The organism is Ochrobactrum sp. Marseille-Q0166 (genome assembly GCF_014397025.1).
In the GTDB taxonomy this organism is placed as follows: domain Bacteria; phylum Pseudomonadota; class Alphaproteobacteria; order Rhizobiales; family Rhizobiaceae; genus Brucella.
The window spans coordinates 1426108-1444801 of the sequence record NZ_JACJUO010000002.1; the positions used below are offsets into that span (position 1 = coordinate 1426108).

Here is an 18694-nt window from a genome sequence, read left to right on the forward strand (position 1 = left end):
ATAAATCCTAATGGAACTGCTGACATGCGTAGCAATTATTTTTAGACCTATCTTACGGAAATATAATCGATTTTGACCTTTCAGACATATTTGAAAGATGTTGTTGGACAGCTAATCGCTTTAAAAAGGGCATACACAGGATTGTGAAAAGTTTCAGAATTTTCCGAAATGGTCAAAAATTTCGCGTTTTGGGGGTTGAAGAATAGTTGCAACAGGTCCATATGACAGGTGCTTACCGCTTGCGCCTCCTCCCATTGCGCGCGGTAAGTGTTCCCCTCTGGAGGTTTGCCTATATGGCACCTTCATAACTTAGCCGGACTTTTTAGTCCGGCTCTTTTTTTGTTTAAATTTCAGAAACTTATATGAAAAAACAAAAGTGCCGCGTTACCCCAGCACTTTTGAAAAGACACAATTTCTCGGCATCCAGAACAGTTTGTAAGAAGCAGATTCTCATTCACTCCCTGCTTTGGAAAAGTAGTTCTTCGCCTGATCGGTGCCAAACAAAATAAGCGCCTGCGACCAGGAATCATATTGCGAACGGAGCAGAAGAGTACCGCTCCGTTCGCTCACTTAATAAAGTGTTATCAGCCGTACGACGCAACCGGCGGACATGAACAGATAAGATTTCTGTCACCACCCACGTTATCGACGCGACTGACCGGCGGCCAATATTTAGCCGTCGTGTCAAAATCGCCGCTCAACGCGCTTCCCGGAAACACTGCTTCCTCACGGGTGTATGGATGTGTCCATTCTGTTGCCAGCGTATCACTTGCGGTATGTGGAGCATTGACAAGTGGATTGTCATCCGCAGGCCAGACGCCGTCGGCAACCTTCTTTGCTTCGCCTGCAATGGCAATCATTGCGTCGCAAAGACGATCGATTTCCGACTTCGGCTCAGACTCGGTTGGCTCAATCATCAGCGTTCCGGCAACCGGCCATGACATGGTCGGCGCATGGAAACCATAGTCGATAAGGCGCTTGGCCACGTCTTCCACGGTTATGCCTGCACTATCCTTGAGAACACGCGTATCCACGATGCACTCATGCGCCACACGATCATGCCCGCCGGTATAGAGGATCGGATAAGCGTCCTTCAGACGATGCGCAATGTAGTTGGCGTTGAGGATTGCAGCCTCGGTTGCCTTCTTGAGACCTGCGCCGCCCATCATGCGGATATACATCCACGTAATGACCAGAATAGATGCACTGCCAAACGGTGCTGCGGAAACAGCGTGCTTGGAACCGAGATCAACATGACCTGGCAGATATGGCACCAGATGCTTGGCAACGCCAATCGGACCAACACCCGGACCGCCGCCGCCATGCGGAATGCAGAAGGTCTTGTGCAGGTTCATGTGGCAGACGTCTGCGCCAATATCGCAAGGACGCGCAAGGCCAACGAGTGCATTGAGGTTGGCGCCGTCGAAATAGACCTGACCGCCATTGTCATGGACGATCTCGCAGAACGCCTTGATACCTTCTTCGAACACGCCATAGGTCGACGGATAGGTAATCATGAACGCCGCAAGATTGTCACGATGCTTCTCAGCCTTGGCTTTCAGATCATCAATGTCGATATCGCCGTCCGGGCGGCAGTTGACCACGACAACGCTCATGCCAGCCATCGACGCGCTGGCAGGATTGGTGCCATGTGCAGACGATGGGATCAGGCAGATGTTGCGATGACCTTCACCACGTGACTGGTGATAGTGACGGATTGCGAGAAGGCCCGCATACTCGCCCTGACTACCAGCGTTTGGCTGTAGCGATACGCCTGCAAAGCCCGTGACTTCACAAAGCCATGCTTCGACATCCGAAGTCATCTTGGCATAGCCGGTCGTTTGTGCTGCAGGTGCGAATGGATGCAGATTGGCAACCGTGTTCCAGCTCACTGGCATCATTTCTGCTGCCGCATTGAGCTTCATCGTGCAGGAGCCAAGCGGGATCATCGCACGATCAAGCGCCAGATCCTTATCGGCCAAACGACGCAGGAAGCGCATCATCTCGGTTTCTGAACGGTGCGAATGGAACACGTCCTGTGTCAGGAAACCCTCACCTCGGCGTTTTGCAGGTACGAGCAGATCGTCGTTACCGACTGCCTTCGCCCCAAACAGTACGGCAAGGGCTGCAAGATCTTCTTCGGTCGAGGTTTCATCGAAAGTCACACCAACCATATCGGCATCAAGGATGCGGATGAGACGACCACCCTTGTCTGCTTCGTCAGCAATGGCCTGCGCCTTGCCGGAAACCTTTATGGTGACGGTGTCGAAAAGGCTGTCGCCTGCAATTTCGACACCCGCAGCCTTGAGGCCCGTTGCGAAGCGAGACGCAAGGCCCGCAACACGCGTTGCGATGGCTTGCAGGCCTGCCGGGCCATGCCAGATGGCAAACGAAGCTGCCATATTGGCGAGCAGTGCCTGTGCGGTGCAGATGTTCGAAGTCGCCTTGTCACGCCGGATATGCTGCTCGCGGGTCTGGAGAGCCAGACGGTAAGCCGCGCGGCCATGTGCATCAACCGACTGGCCAACGATACGGCCCGGAATGATGCGGGTCAGCGGCTCGCTTACTGCGAGATATGCAGCATGTGGACCGCCAAAGCCCATTGGCACGCCATAACGCTGCATGGAACCAACAGCCATGTCAGCGCCCCACTTGGCGGGCGCTTCCAGAATGGTGAGTGCCAGCGGATCGGCAACAGCGATAACAAGAGCGCCCTTGGCCTTGGCATCGGCGATTACAGCGGTGAAATCGCCATAAACGCCGCGCGTATCCGGCCATGGCACGATGACGGCAGCGGTGTTGTCGTCAACAGCACTTCCGGCTTCAACCTGCCAGCCCAGTGGCTCTGCACGGGTGTTGATCACATCCACGCTCTGCGGATGCAGATCACCTGCAAGCAGAATCCGCGAGCGCTTGTCTCGGTGCTGACGAACTGCAACGCCCACAGCTTCTGCAACAGCAGTTGCTTCATCCAAGAGCGATGCACAGGCGACCGGGAGGCCGGTTAGTTCTGCAACAAGTGTCTGGAAGTGAAACAGAAGCTCCAGACGGCCTTGACTGATTTCCGACTGATATGGCGTGTAAGCCGTGTACCAGGCCGGATTTTCAAACAGGTTGCGCTGAATGACAGGGGGTGTCTGCGCACCATGATAACCCGCACCGATGAAGCTCTTCTTCACCACATTGCGGTCCATGATTTCATTAAGCTCGGCAAGGGCTGCGTGTTCGTTCAAAGCCGCTGGCAGATCAAGTGCGCGGTTTAAGCGGATGGATGCTGGAACAGCTTGCGTGATCAGCGTTTCCATTGAAGGAAGACCGAGCGCCGCAAGCATTGCGCGCTCATCTTCCACGCGTGGCCCGATATGACGGGCAACAAAGGGGAGAACCTGTTGCGTCATCTTTTTATCCTACGAGTTTGTCATAACCGGCCTTGTCGAGAAGCCCCGAAAGCTGGCCTTCATCGGAAAGCTTAAGTTTGAACAGCCAGCCATCGCCTTCTGCAGCTTGATTAACGAGAGCCGGATCGCTCGAAACGGCGTCGTTGACTTCAACGACTTCGCCGTCGACTGGCGCATAGACGTCGGAAGCGGCCTTGACCGACTCCACAACCACGATGCTCTCGCCCTTGGCGACTTTGCGACCGATTTCCGGCAGGTCTACGAATACGAGGTCGCCCAGCTGTTCCTGTGCGTGGATCGTGATGCCGACGGTGGCAACGCCACCTTCGACGCTGATCCACTCATGATCTTCGGTGAACAGGATATTGGCCATGGAAATCATCCTTTGCGATAGCGATGCGGTGTGAAGGGAAGTGCATGAACATCAACGGGAACCTTGTTACCGCGGACGTCTGCGAAAATGCGGGTGCCGGGGACTGCGAGGCTTGCCTCGACATAACCCATGGCAACCGGGAAACCTGCAGATGGGCCAAAACCACCCGATGTGACTGTGCCAATCTGAAAACCGGATTCGTCAAAAAGTTCGGCGCCGCCACGTACTGGCTGGCGGCCTTCCGGCTTAAGTCCAACCCGCTTGGCGGTTGCACCCTTGGCAATCGCATCGAGCACGGCTTTGGCGCCATTAAAGGCAGCCTTTTCACGCACAGGCTTGGTGATTGCCCATGTGAGACCGGCAGAGACCGGATCGGTTTCCGGCGTGATGTCCTGACCGTGCAGGCAAAGACCCGCTTCAAGGCGCAGGCTGTCGCGGGCAGCAAGACCGATCCATTCGACGCGTTCGTCGGCCAAAAGCTTTGTTGCAAGCGCGCGCGCCTCATCGGCAGGCAAGCCAATCTCAAAACCATCTTCGCCAGTATAACCCGAACGGGTCATGAACCAGTTGGGATTAGGTTCAAAGCCGCTCATAAAACCGAGTTCTGCACCTTTCAGACCGGCATCATTAATCACGCTTTCGGCTTCCGGACCCTGAATAGCCAAGAAAACGCGATCCAGCGGATTGACCGTTACATCCTTGCCAGATGCTGCTTCATTGAGATGCTCAATATCGGCTATAGCGTTACCCGCATTGGCGACAACCATGAAACGGTTTTCGCCAAGGCGCGTGACAATAAGATCGTCAAGAACGCCGCCCTGTTCATTGAGAAAGAAAGTATATTTCGACTGGCCGGTTTTCAAAACCGAAGGATCAAGCGGACAGGTTTCGCTCAAAAGCGCAATTGCATCTGCGCCCGAAACTTCAATCAGCTTCATATGAGAAATATCGAAAAGGCCGACATGTTCACGCGTGTGAAGATGTTCCTTCATAACGCCAAGCGGATAGGTGATCGGCATGTTCCAGCCAGCAAAACCGCCAAAGCGTGCGCCAGCTTCCTCATGCAGATCCTGCAAAGGCAGGGTATTCAAGTGTGCGGTATCGCCCATAACAACTCCAGAGTCGCACGTATGCCTCCGCGAAATGCGGTTGCTTCGTGCCCCTCTGTCTCAAGCCTGAGAGACTCGCATAGCTATAAAGCTATACTTACACCTTCGGCGCAGGGTTTCCCCCGACTTTCCAGAGTTGCCTTACCCACCTGCGGTTCCTTGTACCTGAGAGATTTCGGGCGATTTCCCCTTCGGTGGCCGACTTGCGTCAGCTCTCTCCCGCAGACAAACAGTGACAGAACCATCTCTTAAAAGCGCAAAGCTCCATCACACGACATTAAGTCACTTAGCTTAAACTGTTTCTGGAGTCATGTATAATTATTGTCACAAGACGACAATTCCCGGGAATTTTGCGACAAAAATTGCATGGATTTCCCCCCTAAGCCGAAAGAATAACTTTAAGTTCCGGGCAAACAGGGCAATACACAGCAAATGCATTGCACTGTCGCTTCATTCGAAGGAATATTCTCTTGTGTAGACGTAGAATTGGCACGGTAATCGTTCTGTCTTTATCATGTGCAACCGCAGCTTATAGTAACGAACCATCCAAAGCAGACTACCTTTCCTTTGCGGAGCGATCATGGAAACATTTTCAATGCGGCTATCTTCATGAAGCCGCTATGGGTCATAATATAACCGGCATACAGTTTACGCGCCGGGGCTTTGAACTTGGCAAACAGTTTTTTGATGCGGTGAAACACGGGAAAATAAACCAGATGGACTTCACCCTGAAAACGCCGCGCGATTTCTGGGTAAGCATCACAGAATTATCGCCCGAATTCGATCTCGGACGCGCTTCGATCATTGCACAACATCAAATGGCAAGTGAAATAGTCGCCTTCAATCAAAACCTTCCTGCGACACTTAATGAGATCAAAGACAGCGGTTTTCAGATCGATAACGAACAAACCGCAAGCAATGCGATTGAGCGCATTAAAATCGAAAACTGCGATTATGAAGATTTGGGCTTTTCAGCAGAAATAACAAAGAACATACGGGAAAATGCCCTGCGCGGACCCATGCTTTTAAATAGCAGAAAACCACCAGAAAAAAGGTGATTTGGGCATGCTCCTGATGATTGTGATTATAAAATGGCCAAGCTGCGCAAAAGCCATGCAATCGACAGGCTAAATTGCACAGCAGCTATGCAAATCTGGCTCTCCACTTCTCAAAACTTAGGACCTATATGCTGGTCGCAACACAGAGAGATAAGATTTACTAGGTGAGAGAAATGAACCTGATCCGCTCGTACAATAACTGGCGCCGCTACCGTAACACGGTAAACGAACTGAGCCGCCTGAGCCCACGCGAACTGAACGACCTCGGCATTCTGCCTTCGGAAATCTCGTTCGTTGCACGCAAGGCAGCCGCTCGTTAATAGCGCGACCAAAAGGCTACAGCCTTTTATAAGAACCGCAGCACTTAAACCACGCGGTTCTACAGTTTCTAGGTTTTTCACCGGGGTGTTTCCTCCTCCCATTTGCCTCGGTGATATATAGGCCGGACCTCCTCCTCCCATTCCGGTCTAACCCTAAACAACACCCGCCGTCCTCCCACGGCGGGTGTTGTTTTTTTATACAGCTTTGCGTATGGCAGATGCTACTTTTTCCCGGTCTATATGATCGATCAAAATCGATACCGCAAAGACGATCAATCCAGCAGTTGCAAGGAAAGCACCAACTGTTCCGGTCGCAGTCCAGCCATATCCCCACGCGATTGCCAAGCCGCCTAGCCACGCACCCAAAGCGTTGGCAAGATTGAGTGCGGAATGGTTCATTGCCGCCGCAAGTGTTTGGGCGTCAGCAGCTACATCCATTAGTCTTGTTTGCAGAGCAGGCACCAATGCAAATCCACCGCCAACGAGAAGCACGCTCAGAAATGCGGTTACGGGATGCTGCATCAATAGCGGGAATGCCAGCATTACAATCATATCGTAAACAAGCACCCCGCCAACCGTACCCATAACAGAACGGTCAGTGAGCTTTGAACCGATGATATTTCCCAGTACCATACCAAAACCGAACATGGCAAAAACAACCGGCATCCACTTCATATCGACATGCGAGACTTGCGTGATGGTTGCCGCGACATAGGAAAAGACTGAGAATAGTCCGCCGGTGCCGACAGCACCAATCGCGAGCGTCAACAAAACCTGTTTGCGACGCAGCGCACCCAGTTCGCGCAGCGGTGACGCACCGTCTTCTGCCGGCTGCCTTGGAACGAAGACAACTATCATCAACATCGTCAAAATGGCGATCAGCCCAACGGCCGCAAACATTGCGCGCCATCCGGCCATCTGTCCCAGCCATGTTGCCAATGGAGTACCGACAAGTGTCGCGACCGTTAATCCGGTCATAACCCGCCCAACGGCTTGCGCACGTTTTCCAGGCTCGGCCATGGAAGCAGCAATCAGCGAAGCGACGCCGAAATAAGCACCATGCGGAAAACCCGCAACAAAGCGCATAATAATCAGACCACCGTAATTCTGCATAAAGGCACTTGCTAGATTGCCGAAGGCAAACAGCGCCATAAACAGAAAGACAAGTTTGCGACGGTCAAGCCGGGCACCAAAGACCGCCAGAATTGGCGCACCAATCAGCACACCCAGAGCGTATGAACTTATCAGATGTCCAGCGGAAGGCATATCGACATTGAGGTCACCCGCAATATCAGGCAGAAGCGCCATGATCGCGAATTCACCCGTTCCAATGCCGAAACCGCCGATAGCGAGCGCGAGTTCAGCAAGCCGTGCGGAAGAGCGCGGAGAATTATTCGGCAACAAAGCCGAAGGCTGGGTTTTTGACATGGATGGGCCTGAAAGAATGGAGGATGTCGGATAAGCCTACCATTCCCTTCACACAAACGCGATATGGTTTATTACGGCCACAAAGCGTTATCGTGCTGCTTATTTTGCTGCCACAACCTCGATTTCGACCTTGAATTCTTCGCGTGTAAAGCCAGAAACAATCATCAGCGTCGAAGCCGGTGCAGGTTGCGGAAACAACCGGTCACGCACATCCATATAGGGGCGCATATAAGCGCGATCCGTCACATAGGCGTTGATACGCACGGCATCGGAAAGCTCCATGCCTCCATCACGCAGAATGCGGCGGATGTTTTCAAAGCAAAGCTCAGCTTGCGCGGCTGCATCGTCCGGCACCGATCCATCTGGCGCAATGCCAAGCTGCCCCGAACAGAAAATCAGCTCGGCCCCCTCCCTCACCTTAACGCCATGGCTATAGGCGGCAAAGGGAGCAGCCATATCGGCTGGAAGCAAATGTTTCAAAACAGTCATTTTATGTCCTTAGGCTTTTGGCATCGACGCCAGCAATTGTTTGAGCCGCGCAGCGCCTGCTGCAATGTCGTCTTCCGTGGGATTGATACCAGCCGCCAGCAATCGACGCGCCATCATGTGATCCGCTGGACGATTGACGGAATCAACCGCAACGAGCTTCTCACCTGCAAAATGAAACACCGAAAAAGCATTATCCTCGAGACTGCCTGACAGAATATGACGGTCGGCATCGAACGACAGCCCAGCCGTCTGTAACTTCATGTCGCCCTGATCCGACCAAAACCACGCCACATCACGAAATGGTGTAGCGCGACCGACAATCGAGCGCGCAACATGCTTGGCCTGATCAGTGGCATTCTGCACTGATTCCAGTCGCACGCGGCGACCCGCATGGAAATGATCGTAGCTTACGCAATCGCCAATCGCATAAACATGCTCACTCGACGCACGCATATGCTCGTCCACCACGATACCATTATCGACAACAAGTCCGGTGTCGGTCGCAAGCTCGACATTTGGGACAGCGCCCGTCCCCAGCACCACCATATCAGCCGGAAAAAGCGTGCCATTCGCCGCTTTCACACCTGTCACGCGCCCGTCTTTGCCTTCAATGGCTTCAACACCCACCCCCGTCAGAAGCGTGATATCCGCAGCACGGCTGCGCGCTTCGACATGTGCTGAAACATGTGTGGCAACCGAACGACCCAGCACGCGAGTGGCTGCTTCAATCAGAACGGTCCTTTTTCCAAGAGCGACAGCACTATGCGCCATTTCAAGGCCGATAAAGCCGCCACCGATAATCACCACATTTTCAACACGCGGCATAATATCGGCAATGCGGCGCGCATCACCCAACCGGCGTAGTGTGACAACGCCATCAAGACCAACGCCCGGCATATCGGGAATGCGGGCGCGCGCACCGGTCGCAAAAACCAGCTCCGACCACCCAAGCACCTCGCCGTCATCAAGCGTGACAGTCTTGTCAGCTAAAGACACCTGTTCAACGCTACGCCCAAAAAGCATTTCAATATTATTATCGCGATAAGCGTTCTCCGGACGCAGCACCAAAATCCCGCTTTCAGGTGCTTTCAGATAAGACTTGGAAAGCGGCGGCTTGTGATAGGGAATTTCCTGTTCATCATTGATCAGGACGATTTCTCCCGCATAGTCTTCCTGTCTCAGACTGATTGCAGCCTGCGAACCTGCATGGCCCGCGCCAATAATAATGCATCTGTTGTCCATCGGACCTCCGGGAATTTTCCGCGCATCATAATCATGTGGCGGGCTGTCGCGTGGCGAATTCGTCACGGATTCACACCTTAATTGCATGCATCGCCATTTTTTTAAACATTTAGTTTGACCGATTGGTCAGATTGTTTAGTAAAAAGCTTCCACGCCTCCCAAGAATGCAGGAGCCTCCACCTTGAAAAGATACTGGGCTGATTACACGAGCGAAGCGTTCTCCCGCCTCGAGCGTGAAAAGATCGTGGCAGTTCTGCCCGTTGGTGCAATTGAACAGCACGGGCCTCATCTGCCGCTGGCCGTGGATGCGGCGATTGTGGATGGCATGGTGAAAGAAACCATCGCCCGCCTGCCCGCTGAAAGCCACGCGCTTTTTCTGCCAACGCAGGCTATCGGCAAGAGCAATGAGCACAGCCTTTATCCCGGAACGCTGACATTCTCTGCAGAGACACTCATTCGCATGTGGTGTGAAATTGGTGCCTGCGTCGCTGCAAGCGGCGTTCGTAAAATGGCGCTGTTAAACAGCCATGGCGGCCAGATCACGGTGATGGACATTGTGGCGCGCGAATTGCGCATCAAGCACAATCTCATGGTGTTCAGCGTCAACTGGTTTGGCCTCGGAATGCCTCAAGGCGTTTACAGCGAGCATGATCTCAAGCACGGCATTCATGCCGGTGACATGGAAACATCTGTCATGCTTGAATTCCACCCGGATCTGGTGGACATGTCGAAAGCGAAGAATTTCCGCACATTGACCGAAACGCTTGCTTCTGATTACAAGCATCTGTCGCTCGGCGGTGGCGCGAAGCCCGCTTGGCAGATACAGGACATCAATCCTTACGGTGCCGCTGGCGATGCTACGCTCGCGTCTGCCCAAAAAGGCCGCAAGACCATCGACTTTGCTGCCGAGCGGCTGGTCGAGGTGTTGGCCGAGATCGAACGAGCGCCGCTCTCGTGGCTCGATAACCAACCTGCCTGGTAAGGACGATGAGCGTGGCCCCCAACTCGCAGACTCCATCTTCCCTCATCAATATCAACAGCGTCTATAAGCAATATGGCACGGGCGTTATTGCGGTCAGCGACATGTCGCTCAAGATCGAACAAGGTCAATTCGTAAGCTTTCTCGGTCCATCGGGCTGCGGCAAGAGTACAGCACTTCGCATGATTGCAGGCCTTGAATCCATTTCGGCAGGCGACATTCACGTCAATGGCCATGCACCGGGCAAAGGCCCCATAGGTGCTCAGGATATCGGCTTTGTGTTTCAAGAACCAACGCTCATGCCGTGGGCCAGCGTTTTCGACAATGTTTATTTGCCGCTCCGTCTTTCCGGCATGTCACGCAAGCAAGCTACACCGCGCGTCGAAGAAGTGCTCACTCAGGTAGGGCTGTCCCGCTTTGCCAGCGCATATCCCCGTGAACTCTCCGGTGGCATGAAGATGCGCGTTTCTATTGCCCGCGCACTGGTCACGCGTCCGCGCCTTCTGCTGATGGATGAGCCTTTTGCGGCGCTCGATGAAATGACGCGATTCAAGCTCAACAATGATGTTTTACGTCTCTGGCAGGAGCACGGCCTCACTGTCATCTTCGTTACGCACAGCGTTTATGAATCTGTCTATCTCTCAAACCGCGTCATCGTTATGGCCGCACGCCCCGGACGCGTGGTTGCGGATATCGCTATTGAAGGCAGCTATCCACGCGCTGAAAACTTCCGCACCACGGAAGATTACGCCAAGGATTGCGCACGGGTTTCGGATGCGCTCACCGCAACTCTTTCGTCGCAAGACATCGACCATTGAGGACAGGAATCATGCAAGACCAAACGCCTGTTCTGAATTCCGAACAACATCGCCTCGCCCGCAGAGACCGCAACCTGCGGATCATCATGCCAACGCTTGCGATCATCATCGCACTTGGTATCTGGGAAGGTCTGGTGCGCTATTATAACGTGCCGCATTACCTGATCCCGGCCCCGTCGCTCATCGGCGAAACGCTGATTAAAGACGGGCCATCGCTGATGACTTCGATGTGGTTCACGGTCAAGCTCACACTGATTTCGCTGCTCTGCGCGATTGTCGGCGGCGTGCTGCTGGGAATGATCTTCGCACTGTCGCGACCAATCGAAATGGCTTTCTTTCCATTTGCCGTCATTCTTCAGGTAACACCGGTGATTGCCATTGCACCGCTGATCCTGATCTATGTGCGCGATACATTTTCAGCCCTGTTGATCTGTGCATGGATCGTGGCCTTCTTCCCGATCCTGTCAAACACGGTCATCGGCCTGCGTAGTGCCGATCATAATCTGCGCGATCTCTTCAAGCTCTACCGTGCCTCACCATGGCAGCGTCTGCGCTATCTGCTTGCTCCAAGCGCCCTGCCGTATTTTATGGCGGCGCTCAAGATCGCCGGTGGCCTTTCGCTTATCGGTGCTGTGGTGGCCGAATTTGTTGCAGGCAGCGCCGGACAAAGCACGGGCCTCGCGTCACGCATTCTGGAATCGAGCTTCCGCAATGAAATTCCGCGCATGTTTGCTGCACTTTTCCTCGTCTCACTACTTGGTATTGTGATTTTCCTGATAACAAGTTGGCTGTCGCGCCTTGTGCTGGGACGCTGGCATGAAAGCGAGATTCGACGTGAACGTTAAAAGCGAGGAAACTGATATGCTTAAAGGCGTCGCAATTGCTGGCCTGAATGGTCAATACGACATCTGCATCGAAGGTGATCGCATTGCATCGCTAACGCCTTCGCAAGCGACAGGCCGCGGCTTTATCACACCACTCTTCGCTGATTTGCATGTGCATCTCGACAAGACATTCACCATTGGCCGCATTGCCGATCGCGGCAGCGCCAAGGTCGAATGTCTGTTCGATGCCATTAATCTCATGAATATCGACCGCGAGAGCTGGAATGCCGACGATATTCGCGCGCGCGCCACGCGCGGCCTTGAGGCAGCATATGCGCATGGCGTTGGCGCCATCCGAACCCATGTTGACTGGACATCACCAGACGTGCCGACCGCATGGCCAGTGCTGAACGAAATGCGCAAGGAATGGAAAGACCGCATCAATCTTGAACTCGCCGCGCTTATCCATGGCGATATCGTGCTTGATGCCGGTGCTGCGATTGCTGAGCGCGTGGCAAAAGATGGCGGTGTGCTTGGCGCTTTCTTCTATCGTAATCCTGATCTTGAAGCCAAAATCGAAGAAATGTTTCGTCTTGCCGTCCGGCATGATCTCAAGCTGGACTTTCACGTCGATGAGGGACTCGAACTGGAAGCGGATGGCTTCTCGGTGATTGTCGCTGCAACCAAGCGTCACAACATGGCAGGCCGGGTGCTCTGCGGTCACGCCTGTTCGCTTTCGCTGCGGTCGTCCGAAGAATTAAACCGAATTCTCGATGCCGCAGCGGATGCGGGAACCGCGCTTGTGTCGCTGCCGACATCCAATCTCTATCTGCAAGACAGGCTTGGTGGAAAATCACCACGTCTTCGTGGTGTCGCACCGCTTAAAGAAGCGCGTCGGGCGGGCATGGACGCCATGCTTGGCTCCGACAATGTGCGCGACGCCTTCTACCCTTATGGCGACTACGATCCGCTTTCGGTTCTGCGCCTCGCAGCCCCGGTTTGCCACCTTGATCCGGATGAATGGCTCGACAGTATCACCACCCTGCCCGCCCGTTTCATTGGAAGCGACCGCGTAAAGGAACTGTCGGCAGGTGGGGCTGCGAATTTTATCTGGCATGATGCCAAAGACATCAACGATCTCATCAGCCGTCCTCAGGCACGTCGCGTCGTCTGGCGCGATGGCAAACAAAGTTAATCGGAGAACCCCATGAATTCTGCCGCGCCACAGCGCATCTATGACTGGGCCGCTTTTCGTGCCGAAATCGAAGGTATCCGCATTTATGACGATCCCAAGCAGGTCGAACTTCGGTCCCGCGATTATTTCTGGTATAGTCCGATCCTGACAGAAGATATCGGCCATTATCTGGGCGATCTCGTCGTCATCCCAAAAGATCAGGATGAAGTGCGCCGGGTGGCAGCCGCTGCCGCGAAGCTACGCATTCCGATCACCGTTCGCGGTGGCGGCACCGGCAATTACGGCCAGTGCGTTCCGCTCGAAGGCGGTGTCATTCTCGACATGACCAAGATAGATCGCGTCATCTCAATCGAACCGGGCAAGGTTCGCGTTGAAGGCGGCGCTCGTATTTCGCGCCTCGACGATGCGGTACGCGAAACTGGTCAGGAACTTTTGATGTATCCTTCGACCCGCCGCATCGCCACTATTGGCGGCTTTTTCTCAGGCGGTTCGGGTGGCATCGGTTCGCTGCGCCACGGCATGTTGCGGGATGATGGTAATGTCTATTCGGTCAAGGTTATGACTGTTGAGCCAGAGCCGAAAATTATCGAACTGACAGGCCGTGACATCCATAAAGTGCAGCACGCCTATGGCACTAACGGCATCATTCTTGAGCTTGAAATAGGTCTCACCAAAGCGACAGAATGGGTACATACTGCAGCATTATTCGATACTTATGAGGCAACGCTAAAATTTTGCCTTAAAGCACTCGAAAACAATCTGGACTGTTATCTGCTGACGACGGTAGACCGCCGCTTCGCGCGCTTTTATACCAAGTTCGGTGATCTTTTCCCATCCGACAAGGATGCGGTTTTCGCGATGATCGCACCAGAAGAACTGGAACGTTTCGAACAGCTGGCGACAGAATTCGGCGGCAAAGTTTCATTCTCGATGACACTGGATGAACTTCACAAAGCAGGGCTTCAGCCTGCTTACGAATGCGGCTGGAACCACACGACGCTTCAGGCGCTGAAAGCAGAGCCCGGCTGGACCTATTTGCAGGTTGCCTATCCACGTCCGTTCGAGATCGATGTGGTTACACGCCAGATCGAACGCTATGGCGAAACGCAATATATGCATCATGAGATGGCGCGTCTGGAAGGCGAAGTGCAGATTTTTGCTCTGCCGCTTGTACGCTTTGAAGGTCGTGATGAGATGTATCGCCTGATCGAAGAGCTGGAACAGGTTGACGGCTGCGATATTTACGATCCTCACGCCTATACCATCGAAGATGGCGGTATGAAAGAAATCGACAGCGTGCAAATTGAATTCAAAAAGCAGGCTGATCCTTATGGATTGCTTAATCCAGGCAAAACCCGCGGCTGGACAGCCGACATGGTAGCTAAAGACTAATTAAGGGGAACGAAAATGAAAAAGGCACTCGTCGCAGCATTTGCTGCACTTTCCTTGGGCTTTTCCGCACAGATGGCCTATGCACTCGATAAGGTGACGCTCGGCACCAACTGGCTGGCGCAGGCTGGGCACGGCGGCTTCTATCAGGCAGTTGCCGATGGCACATATGAAAAATACGGCCTCGACGTGAAGATCGAAATGGGCGGACCACAGGTCAACAATCGCCCGATGCTGGCCGCCGGTCGTCTCGACTTTCTGCTAACCGGTAATCTGCTTTTATCGTTCAACAACGTTGCCAACGGCGTTCCAACAGCGGTTGTCGCGGCTTTTTATCAAAAAGACCCGCAGGCACTGATGGCGCATGAAGGCGAGTACAAGGATTTTAAAGACCTGGCAAATGCCGAAACGATCCTGATCTCGAAGGATGGCCAGTTCTCTTTCTGGCCATGGCTGGTCAAGGAATTTGGCTTCAAGGACGAGCAACTCCGGCCTTATGGCTACAGCCTTGCGCAGTTCCTTGGCGACAAGAAAACCGTACAGCAGGCCTATGCCACAGCGGAGCCGATCTATGCTGAAAAGGAAGGCGCGAAAATCACAACTTTCCTGCTCGCCGATCAGGGCTTCAACACCTATGCCAATACGATTGAAACCCGCCAGCAGCTGATCGAAGAAAACCCGGATCTTGTACAACGCTTTGTGACAGCTTCGATTGAAGGTTGGAACAACTTCCTCTATGGCGACAACAGCAAAGCCTACGAGCTGATCCTCAAGGACAACGCAGATATGAGCAAGGAAACACTGGATGCAGAGCTTGCTCGTCTCAAGGACTTGCAGCTTATCGATGGCGGCGACACTTTGGAAAAGGGCATCGGCGCCATCGATATGAACCGCGTCAAAGGCTTTTACGAATTGGCTCGCAAGTCCGGCATCGTCAGCGGTGAAGAACTGGACATGACCAAGGTTGCGACCGACGCCTTCGTAAACAAGGGCGCAGGCCTCGACATCAAGAAGCAACTGGGCCAATAAGCCCTTGTAATTCAGATAGCGGCTGGCACATATGACAATAGATGACTGGAATGACGATAGTGGCCTGACCGGACGAGATAAGGTTCTCGGCCGCAGGCGTCGCATTCAGGATGCTATACGCACAGCCGCTATCGATGAATTTGCGGAAAAAGGACTGGTGGGAGCGTCAACGCAAGGGATTGCCCAGCGCGCCGGCCTCACCAAGCCGCAACTCCATTATTATATCTCCAGCAAGGAAGAGCTCTACGAAGATATTCTCATCTTCATTCTAGATGAATGGGAAGAAATTTTTCTAGGTGTCAGCGCGGAAACAGATCCGGCAACAGTTATCAGACAATATATTCGCGCCAAGCTCGAATACAGCCAGAAAAACCCCAAAGCCTCGAGACTTTTCACAACTGAGATCGCCAATGGCGCGCCTTTCCTGAGCCGTCACTGGAAGAAACACGTTTCTGCAACGCATAATGCTGTCAAGCTTATTCAGTCATGGGTCGATGATGGCCGTATAAAGCCTGTCGATCCTCTGCTGTTCCAGATGCACATTTGGGCTGTCACCCAGCACTATGCTGACTTTGAAGCGCAGGTCCGCAGTATGATGTCACTCACCAAAGACGAACCGCTGGACCTCGACCGCATAGAAAAGGAAGTCTCGACACTGTTCTTGCGCGCGTGCGGATTGGAGTAAGCATCTGTAATATCTAGCAGCTTTTTCACCCCGTCTAAAAAATGCCAGAAAAGAACCGGCGGACAGGAGAATTAAGTTGCACAGCAAAACAATTGTGCGTTAAAGTTGATTATAAGTTTATGGGAAATGAATTAGTTATTACTGATCATTATTTTATCCTATACAGCATCGACCATCCGCAGGCGGGGGCGATGCATCAAGGAGCAGGTTCTTGGGGAGGAGCCTGCTCCTTTTCTTCTTCATCATATATCATCAAAACTTGCTCTAGAGCGCACCCTGAAAGGAACAAACGCCTAAGGGAAAAATCGGTCCACTGGACTGATTTCTGATCTCGCGTCGATTGGACAAACTTGCTTGTTAAAACAATGGCTTAGAGCGACTATCTGATCCTGTCAGGTCATCACTTTAAAGCTTAGTCTTGACGATCACCGTTTCACTGCGTTCGTATCAAGGTTACAATAAAACCCCGGCAAATACCGGGGTTTTATTCTTTTGAAAGCGGTTACCGTTTATTCAGCAAGCCATTCTTTAACACGGTCAGGATGATCGGCAAGGTACTTATCGACAGCCTTTTCATAAGATGTTTCCTGCGCTTCAAACATTGCTGCTTCAAGTTCACTGATCGGAATGATCATCTTTTCAAGAAGTGATGCAACTTTTGGGTTATCTTCCTTAAAGCCCTTACGCGCTAGTGCATCGATATGCTCGGCGCCGCCCAGTGCGCCTTCCGGATCGGCAAGATAACGAAGCTTATATTTACCGAACATCCAGTGCGGACTCCAGGACGTTGCAACAAACCAGCCATCGGAGCGCGTTGCACGATCGACAGTCGTCAACATTGCAGCTTCACTGGAAATATTCAGCTTATAATCCAGTCCATATTTCTTGATCGCCTCTTCAGAAAGACGTGTCAAACCTGCGCCCGGATCAATACCCTGAATTTCGCCTTTCAGCTTTTCGCGAACTTCTGGCTTCTTGAGATCTTCAATGGAGCTGATTTCACTTTCTGGAATATAATCCGGAACAATCCAACCGAGCTTTGCCCCCTCGTAAAGTGGGCCGAGATTTTCGACCTTGTCTTCAACACGCTTGTAATAATCTGCATGGGTTTCTGGTAACCAGGCCATCATCATGGCATCAATGTCGCCGCGGCTTACGCCCTGATATAGCGGTGCGACATCAGTCTGAACCAGCTCAACCTTCTGTCCGAGATTATCCTCGATGAGCTTGGCTGCAAGTTTGGTGACGAATTCTGCATCAGACCAGGGAGCCCAACCGATTTTAACTGTTTTACTATCCTGCGCGAAGGCTGCTCCAGCAGACAAGCTGCCTGCGACCACCGCTGCGAGACCGAATTTTGTCAGTTTGCCTAACATAACTTCTCCTTTGAATTGAATGGTTCCCGTTATTGTTTTTATGCTTCCTGCTTGCTGAATGCCGATGACGACGGCTCATCTACTGTCTTTTTTGTAAATGACAGCTTTTTGAAATAGCCCAGTAAGCCCCCTGAGTTTCCCTTGCCAAAGCTCTGCGTAATACGGTCGAGGATAACAGCGAGAATGACGACCGCGAGCCCACCTTCAAACCCTTTTCCAACATCTAGGCGCTGAATACCGGTCAATACCGTGTTGCCGAGACCGCCCGCACCAATCATCGATGCGATAACGACCATCGAAAGAGACAGCATGATGGTCTGGTTCATACCCGCCATGATGGATGGCAGGGCATTTGGAAGTTGCACTTTGAAGAGCAGCTGCCGCGATGTACAACCGAATGCAAGGCCAGCTTCAACAAACTCGGAGTGCACTTGACGAATACCGAGGTTTGTCAAGCGTACCACAGGCGGCATTGCAAAAATCACTGTGGCGATCGTCCCTGGCACCGCACCAAGACCAAAAAACATTGCTGCAGGGATAAGATAGACGAAAGCGGGCATCGTCTGCATCAGATCCAGAACCGGACGAACAAGAGATGCCACCGCATCGCTGCGCGCCATCGAAATGCCGAGTGGAATGCCGATGACTACCGCGATGATCGTAGAAGCAAGCACAAGCGACAAGCTTTCCATCGTGCCGCTCCACAGGCCCATGTGGATAATGAGCGCAAGCGCGAGAACCGAAAAAATCGCAAACTTCCAACCAACACGCCAAAGGGCCAAAAGCGTGAGAATTGCAACGCCGCCATAAGGCGGAATTGCGAGAAGAGCATTCTGAATACCATCAGTCACAAAGCCAATTGTGGCTGCTATAACATCAAGCGCTGGCGTGAAATGATCAAGGATGTAGTTAACCACCACATCCGCCCCGCCTCCGATACTAAAATTCAAATCCATGGTTTACCGTCCATTTCAGATCGAGT

The 18694-nt window shown here is 52.8% G+C and carries 17 protein-coding genes and 1 riboswitch; of the genes, 9 read left to right on the plus strand and 8 right to left on the minus strand.

All coding sequences use genetic code 11. The features are described 5' to 3' along the window. Positions 1-584: 584 nt before the first annotated feature. The 3 genes from gcvP to gcvT are packed head-to-tail and all read right to left on the minus strand — an operon-like array spanning position 585 to position 4880. Complete coding sequence (gene gcvP / locus H5024_RS17905) at positions 585-3398, minus strand: aminomethyl-transferring glycine dehydrogenase (protein WP_187548466.1); 2814 nt, start codon at positions 3396-3398, stop codon at positions 585-587. Between the two features lie 4 nt (positions 3399-3402). Beyond that, on the minus strand, positions 3403-3771 hold the full coding sequence (gene gcvH / locus H5024_RS17910) for a glycine cleavage system protein GcvH (RefSeq protein WP_187548467.1): 369 nt from the start codon (positions 3769-3771) through the stop codon (positions 3403-3405). Between the two features lie 5 nt (positions 3772-3776). Then, the gene (gene gcvT, locus H5024_RS17915; RefSeq protein ID WP_187548468.1) at positions 3777-4880 is read right to left on the minus strand and encodes a glycine cleavage system aminomethyltransferase GcvT; all 1104 of its coding nucleotides are present in this window, start codon (positions 4878-4880) and stop codon (positions 3777-3779) included. 142 nt (positions 4881-5022) lie between these two features. Next, positions 5023-5112: riboswitch (glycine riboswitch) on the minus strand. 388 nt (positions 5113-5500) lie between these two features. Here gcvT and H5024_RS17920 point away from each other — a divergent pair. Both H5024_RS17920 and H5024_RS17925 read left to right on the plus strand, forming a co-directional pair. Further along, a complete protein-coding gene (locus tag H5024_RS17920; protein WP_187548469.1) occupies positions 5501-5938 on the plus strand; it encodes a hypothetical protein in 438 nt (145 codons plus the stop codon). 173 nt (positions 5939-6111) lie between these two features. Beyond that, the gene (locus H5024_RS17925) at positions 6112-6258 is read left to right on the plus strand and encodes a DUF1127 domain-containing protein (RefSeq protein ID WP_187548470.1); all 147 of its coding nucleotides are present in this window, start codon (positions 6112-6114) and stop codon (positions 6256-6258) included. A gap of 195 nt (positions 6259-6453) precedes the next feature. Here H5024_RS17925 and H5024_RS17930 read toward each other — a convergent pair whose 3' ends face one another. From H5024_RS17930 to H5024_RS17940, 3 genes are all read right to left on the minus strand, one after another. Next, the gene (locus H5024_RS17930) at positions 6454-7686 is read right to left on the minus strand and encodes an MFS transporter (RefSeq protein ID WP_187548471.1); all 1233 of its coding nucleotides are present in this window, start codon (positions 7684-7686) and stop codon (positions 6454-6456) included. A 99-nt stretch (positions 7687-7785) separates the two neighbouring features. Beyond that, positions 7786-8175 (minus strand): RidA family protein, encoded by a 390-nt coding sequence (locus tag H5024_RS17935; RefSeq protein ID WP_187548472.1) that lies wholly within the window; start codon positions 8173-8175, stop codon positions 7786-7788. A 9-nt stretch (positions 8176-8184) separates the two neighbouring features. Beyond that, the gene (locus tag H5024_RS17940) at positions 8185-9417 is read right to left on the minus strand and encodes an FAD-dependent oxidoreductase (RefSeq protein ID WP_187548690.1); all 1233 of its coding nucleotides are present in this window, start codon (positions 9415-9417) and stop codon (positions 8185-8187) included. Between the two features lie 181 nt (positions 9418-9598). Between H5024_RS17940 and H5024_RS17945 the strand changes: the two genes are divergently transcribed. From H5024_RS17945 to H5024_RS17975, 7 genes are read left to right on the plus strand one after another with little or no spacing between them, the layout of a single operon-like run. Then, positions 9599-10399 (plus strand): creatininase family protein, encoded by an 801-nt coding sequence (locus H5024_RS17945; protein ID WP_187548473.1) that lies wholly within the window; start codon positions 9599-9601, stop codon positions 10397-10399. Between the two features lie 5 nt (positions 10400-10404). After that, positions 10405-11214: an ABC transporter ATP-binding protein gene (locus H5024_RS17950; protein WP_187548474.1), complete on the plus strand. Its 810-nt coding sequence runs from the start codon at positions 10405-10407 to the stop codon at positions 11212-11214. A gap of 11 nt (positions 11215-11225) precedes the next feature. Then, positions 11226-12059: an ABC transporter permease gene (locus H5024_RS17955; RefSeq protein ID WP_187548475.1), complete on the plus strand. Its 834-nt coding sequence runs from the start codon at positions 11226-11228 to the stop codon at positions 12057-12059. Further along, positions 12031-13233: an amidohydrolase family protein gene (locus H5024_RS17960; protein WP_247875335.1), complete on the plus strand. Its 1203-nt coding sequence runs from the start codon at positions 12031-12033 to the stop codon at positions 13231-13233. Before H5024_RS17955 ends, H5024_RS17960 begins: the two co-directional genes overlap by 29 nt. 12 nt (positions 13234-13245) lie before the next feature. Continuing rightward, on the plus strand, positions 13246-14625 hold the full coding sequence (locus H5024_RS17965; protein WP_187548476.1) for an FAD-binding oxidoreductase: 1380 nt from the start codon (positions 13246-13248) through the stop codon (positions 14623-14625). Between the two features lie 15 nt (positions 14626-14640). Then, positions 14641-15651 (plus strand): ABC transporter substrate-binding protein, encoded by a 1011-nt coding sequence (locus H5024_RS17970; protein WP_187548477.1) that lies wholly within the window; start codon positions 14641-14643, stop codon positions 15649-15651. 31 nt (positions 15652-15682) lie between these two features. Next, the gene (locus H5024_RS17975; protein WP_187548478.1) at positions 15683-16336 is read left to right on the plus strand and encodes a TetR family transcriptional regulator C-terminal domain-containing protein; all 654 of its coding nucleotides are present in this window, start codon (positions 15683-15685) and stop codon (positions 16334-16336) included. Positions 16337-16845: 509 nt separating this feature from the next. Here H5024_RS17975 and H5024_RS17980 read toward each other — a convergent pair. Next, entirely contained in the window at positions 16846-17712 is an 867-nt protein-coding gene (locus H5024_RS17980; protein WP_187548479.1) for a glycine betaine ABC transporter substrate-binding protein, read from the minus strand. Positions 17713-17750: 38 nt separating this feature from the next. Then, complete coding sequence (locus H5024_RS17985; RefSeq protein ID WP_187548480.1) at positions 17751-18668, minus strand: proline/glycine betaine ABC transporter permease; 918 nt, start codon at positions 18666-18668, stop codon at positions 17751-17753. Between the last annotated feature and the right edge of the window lie 26 nt (positions 18669-18694).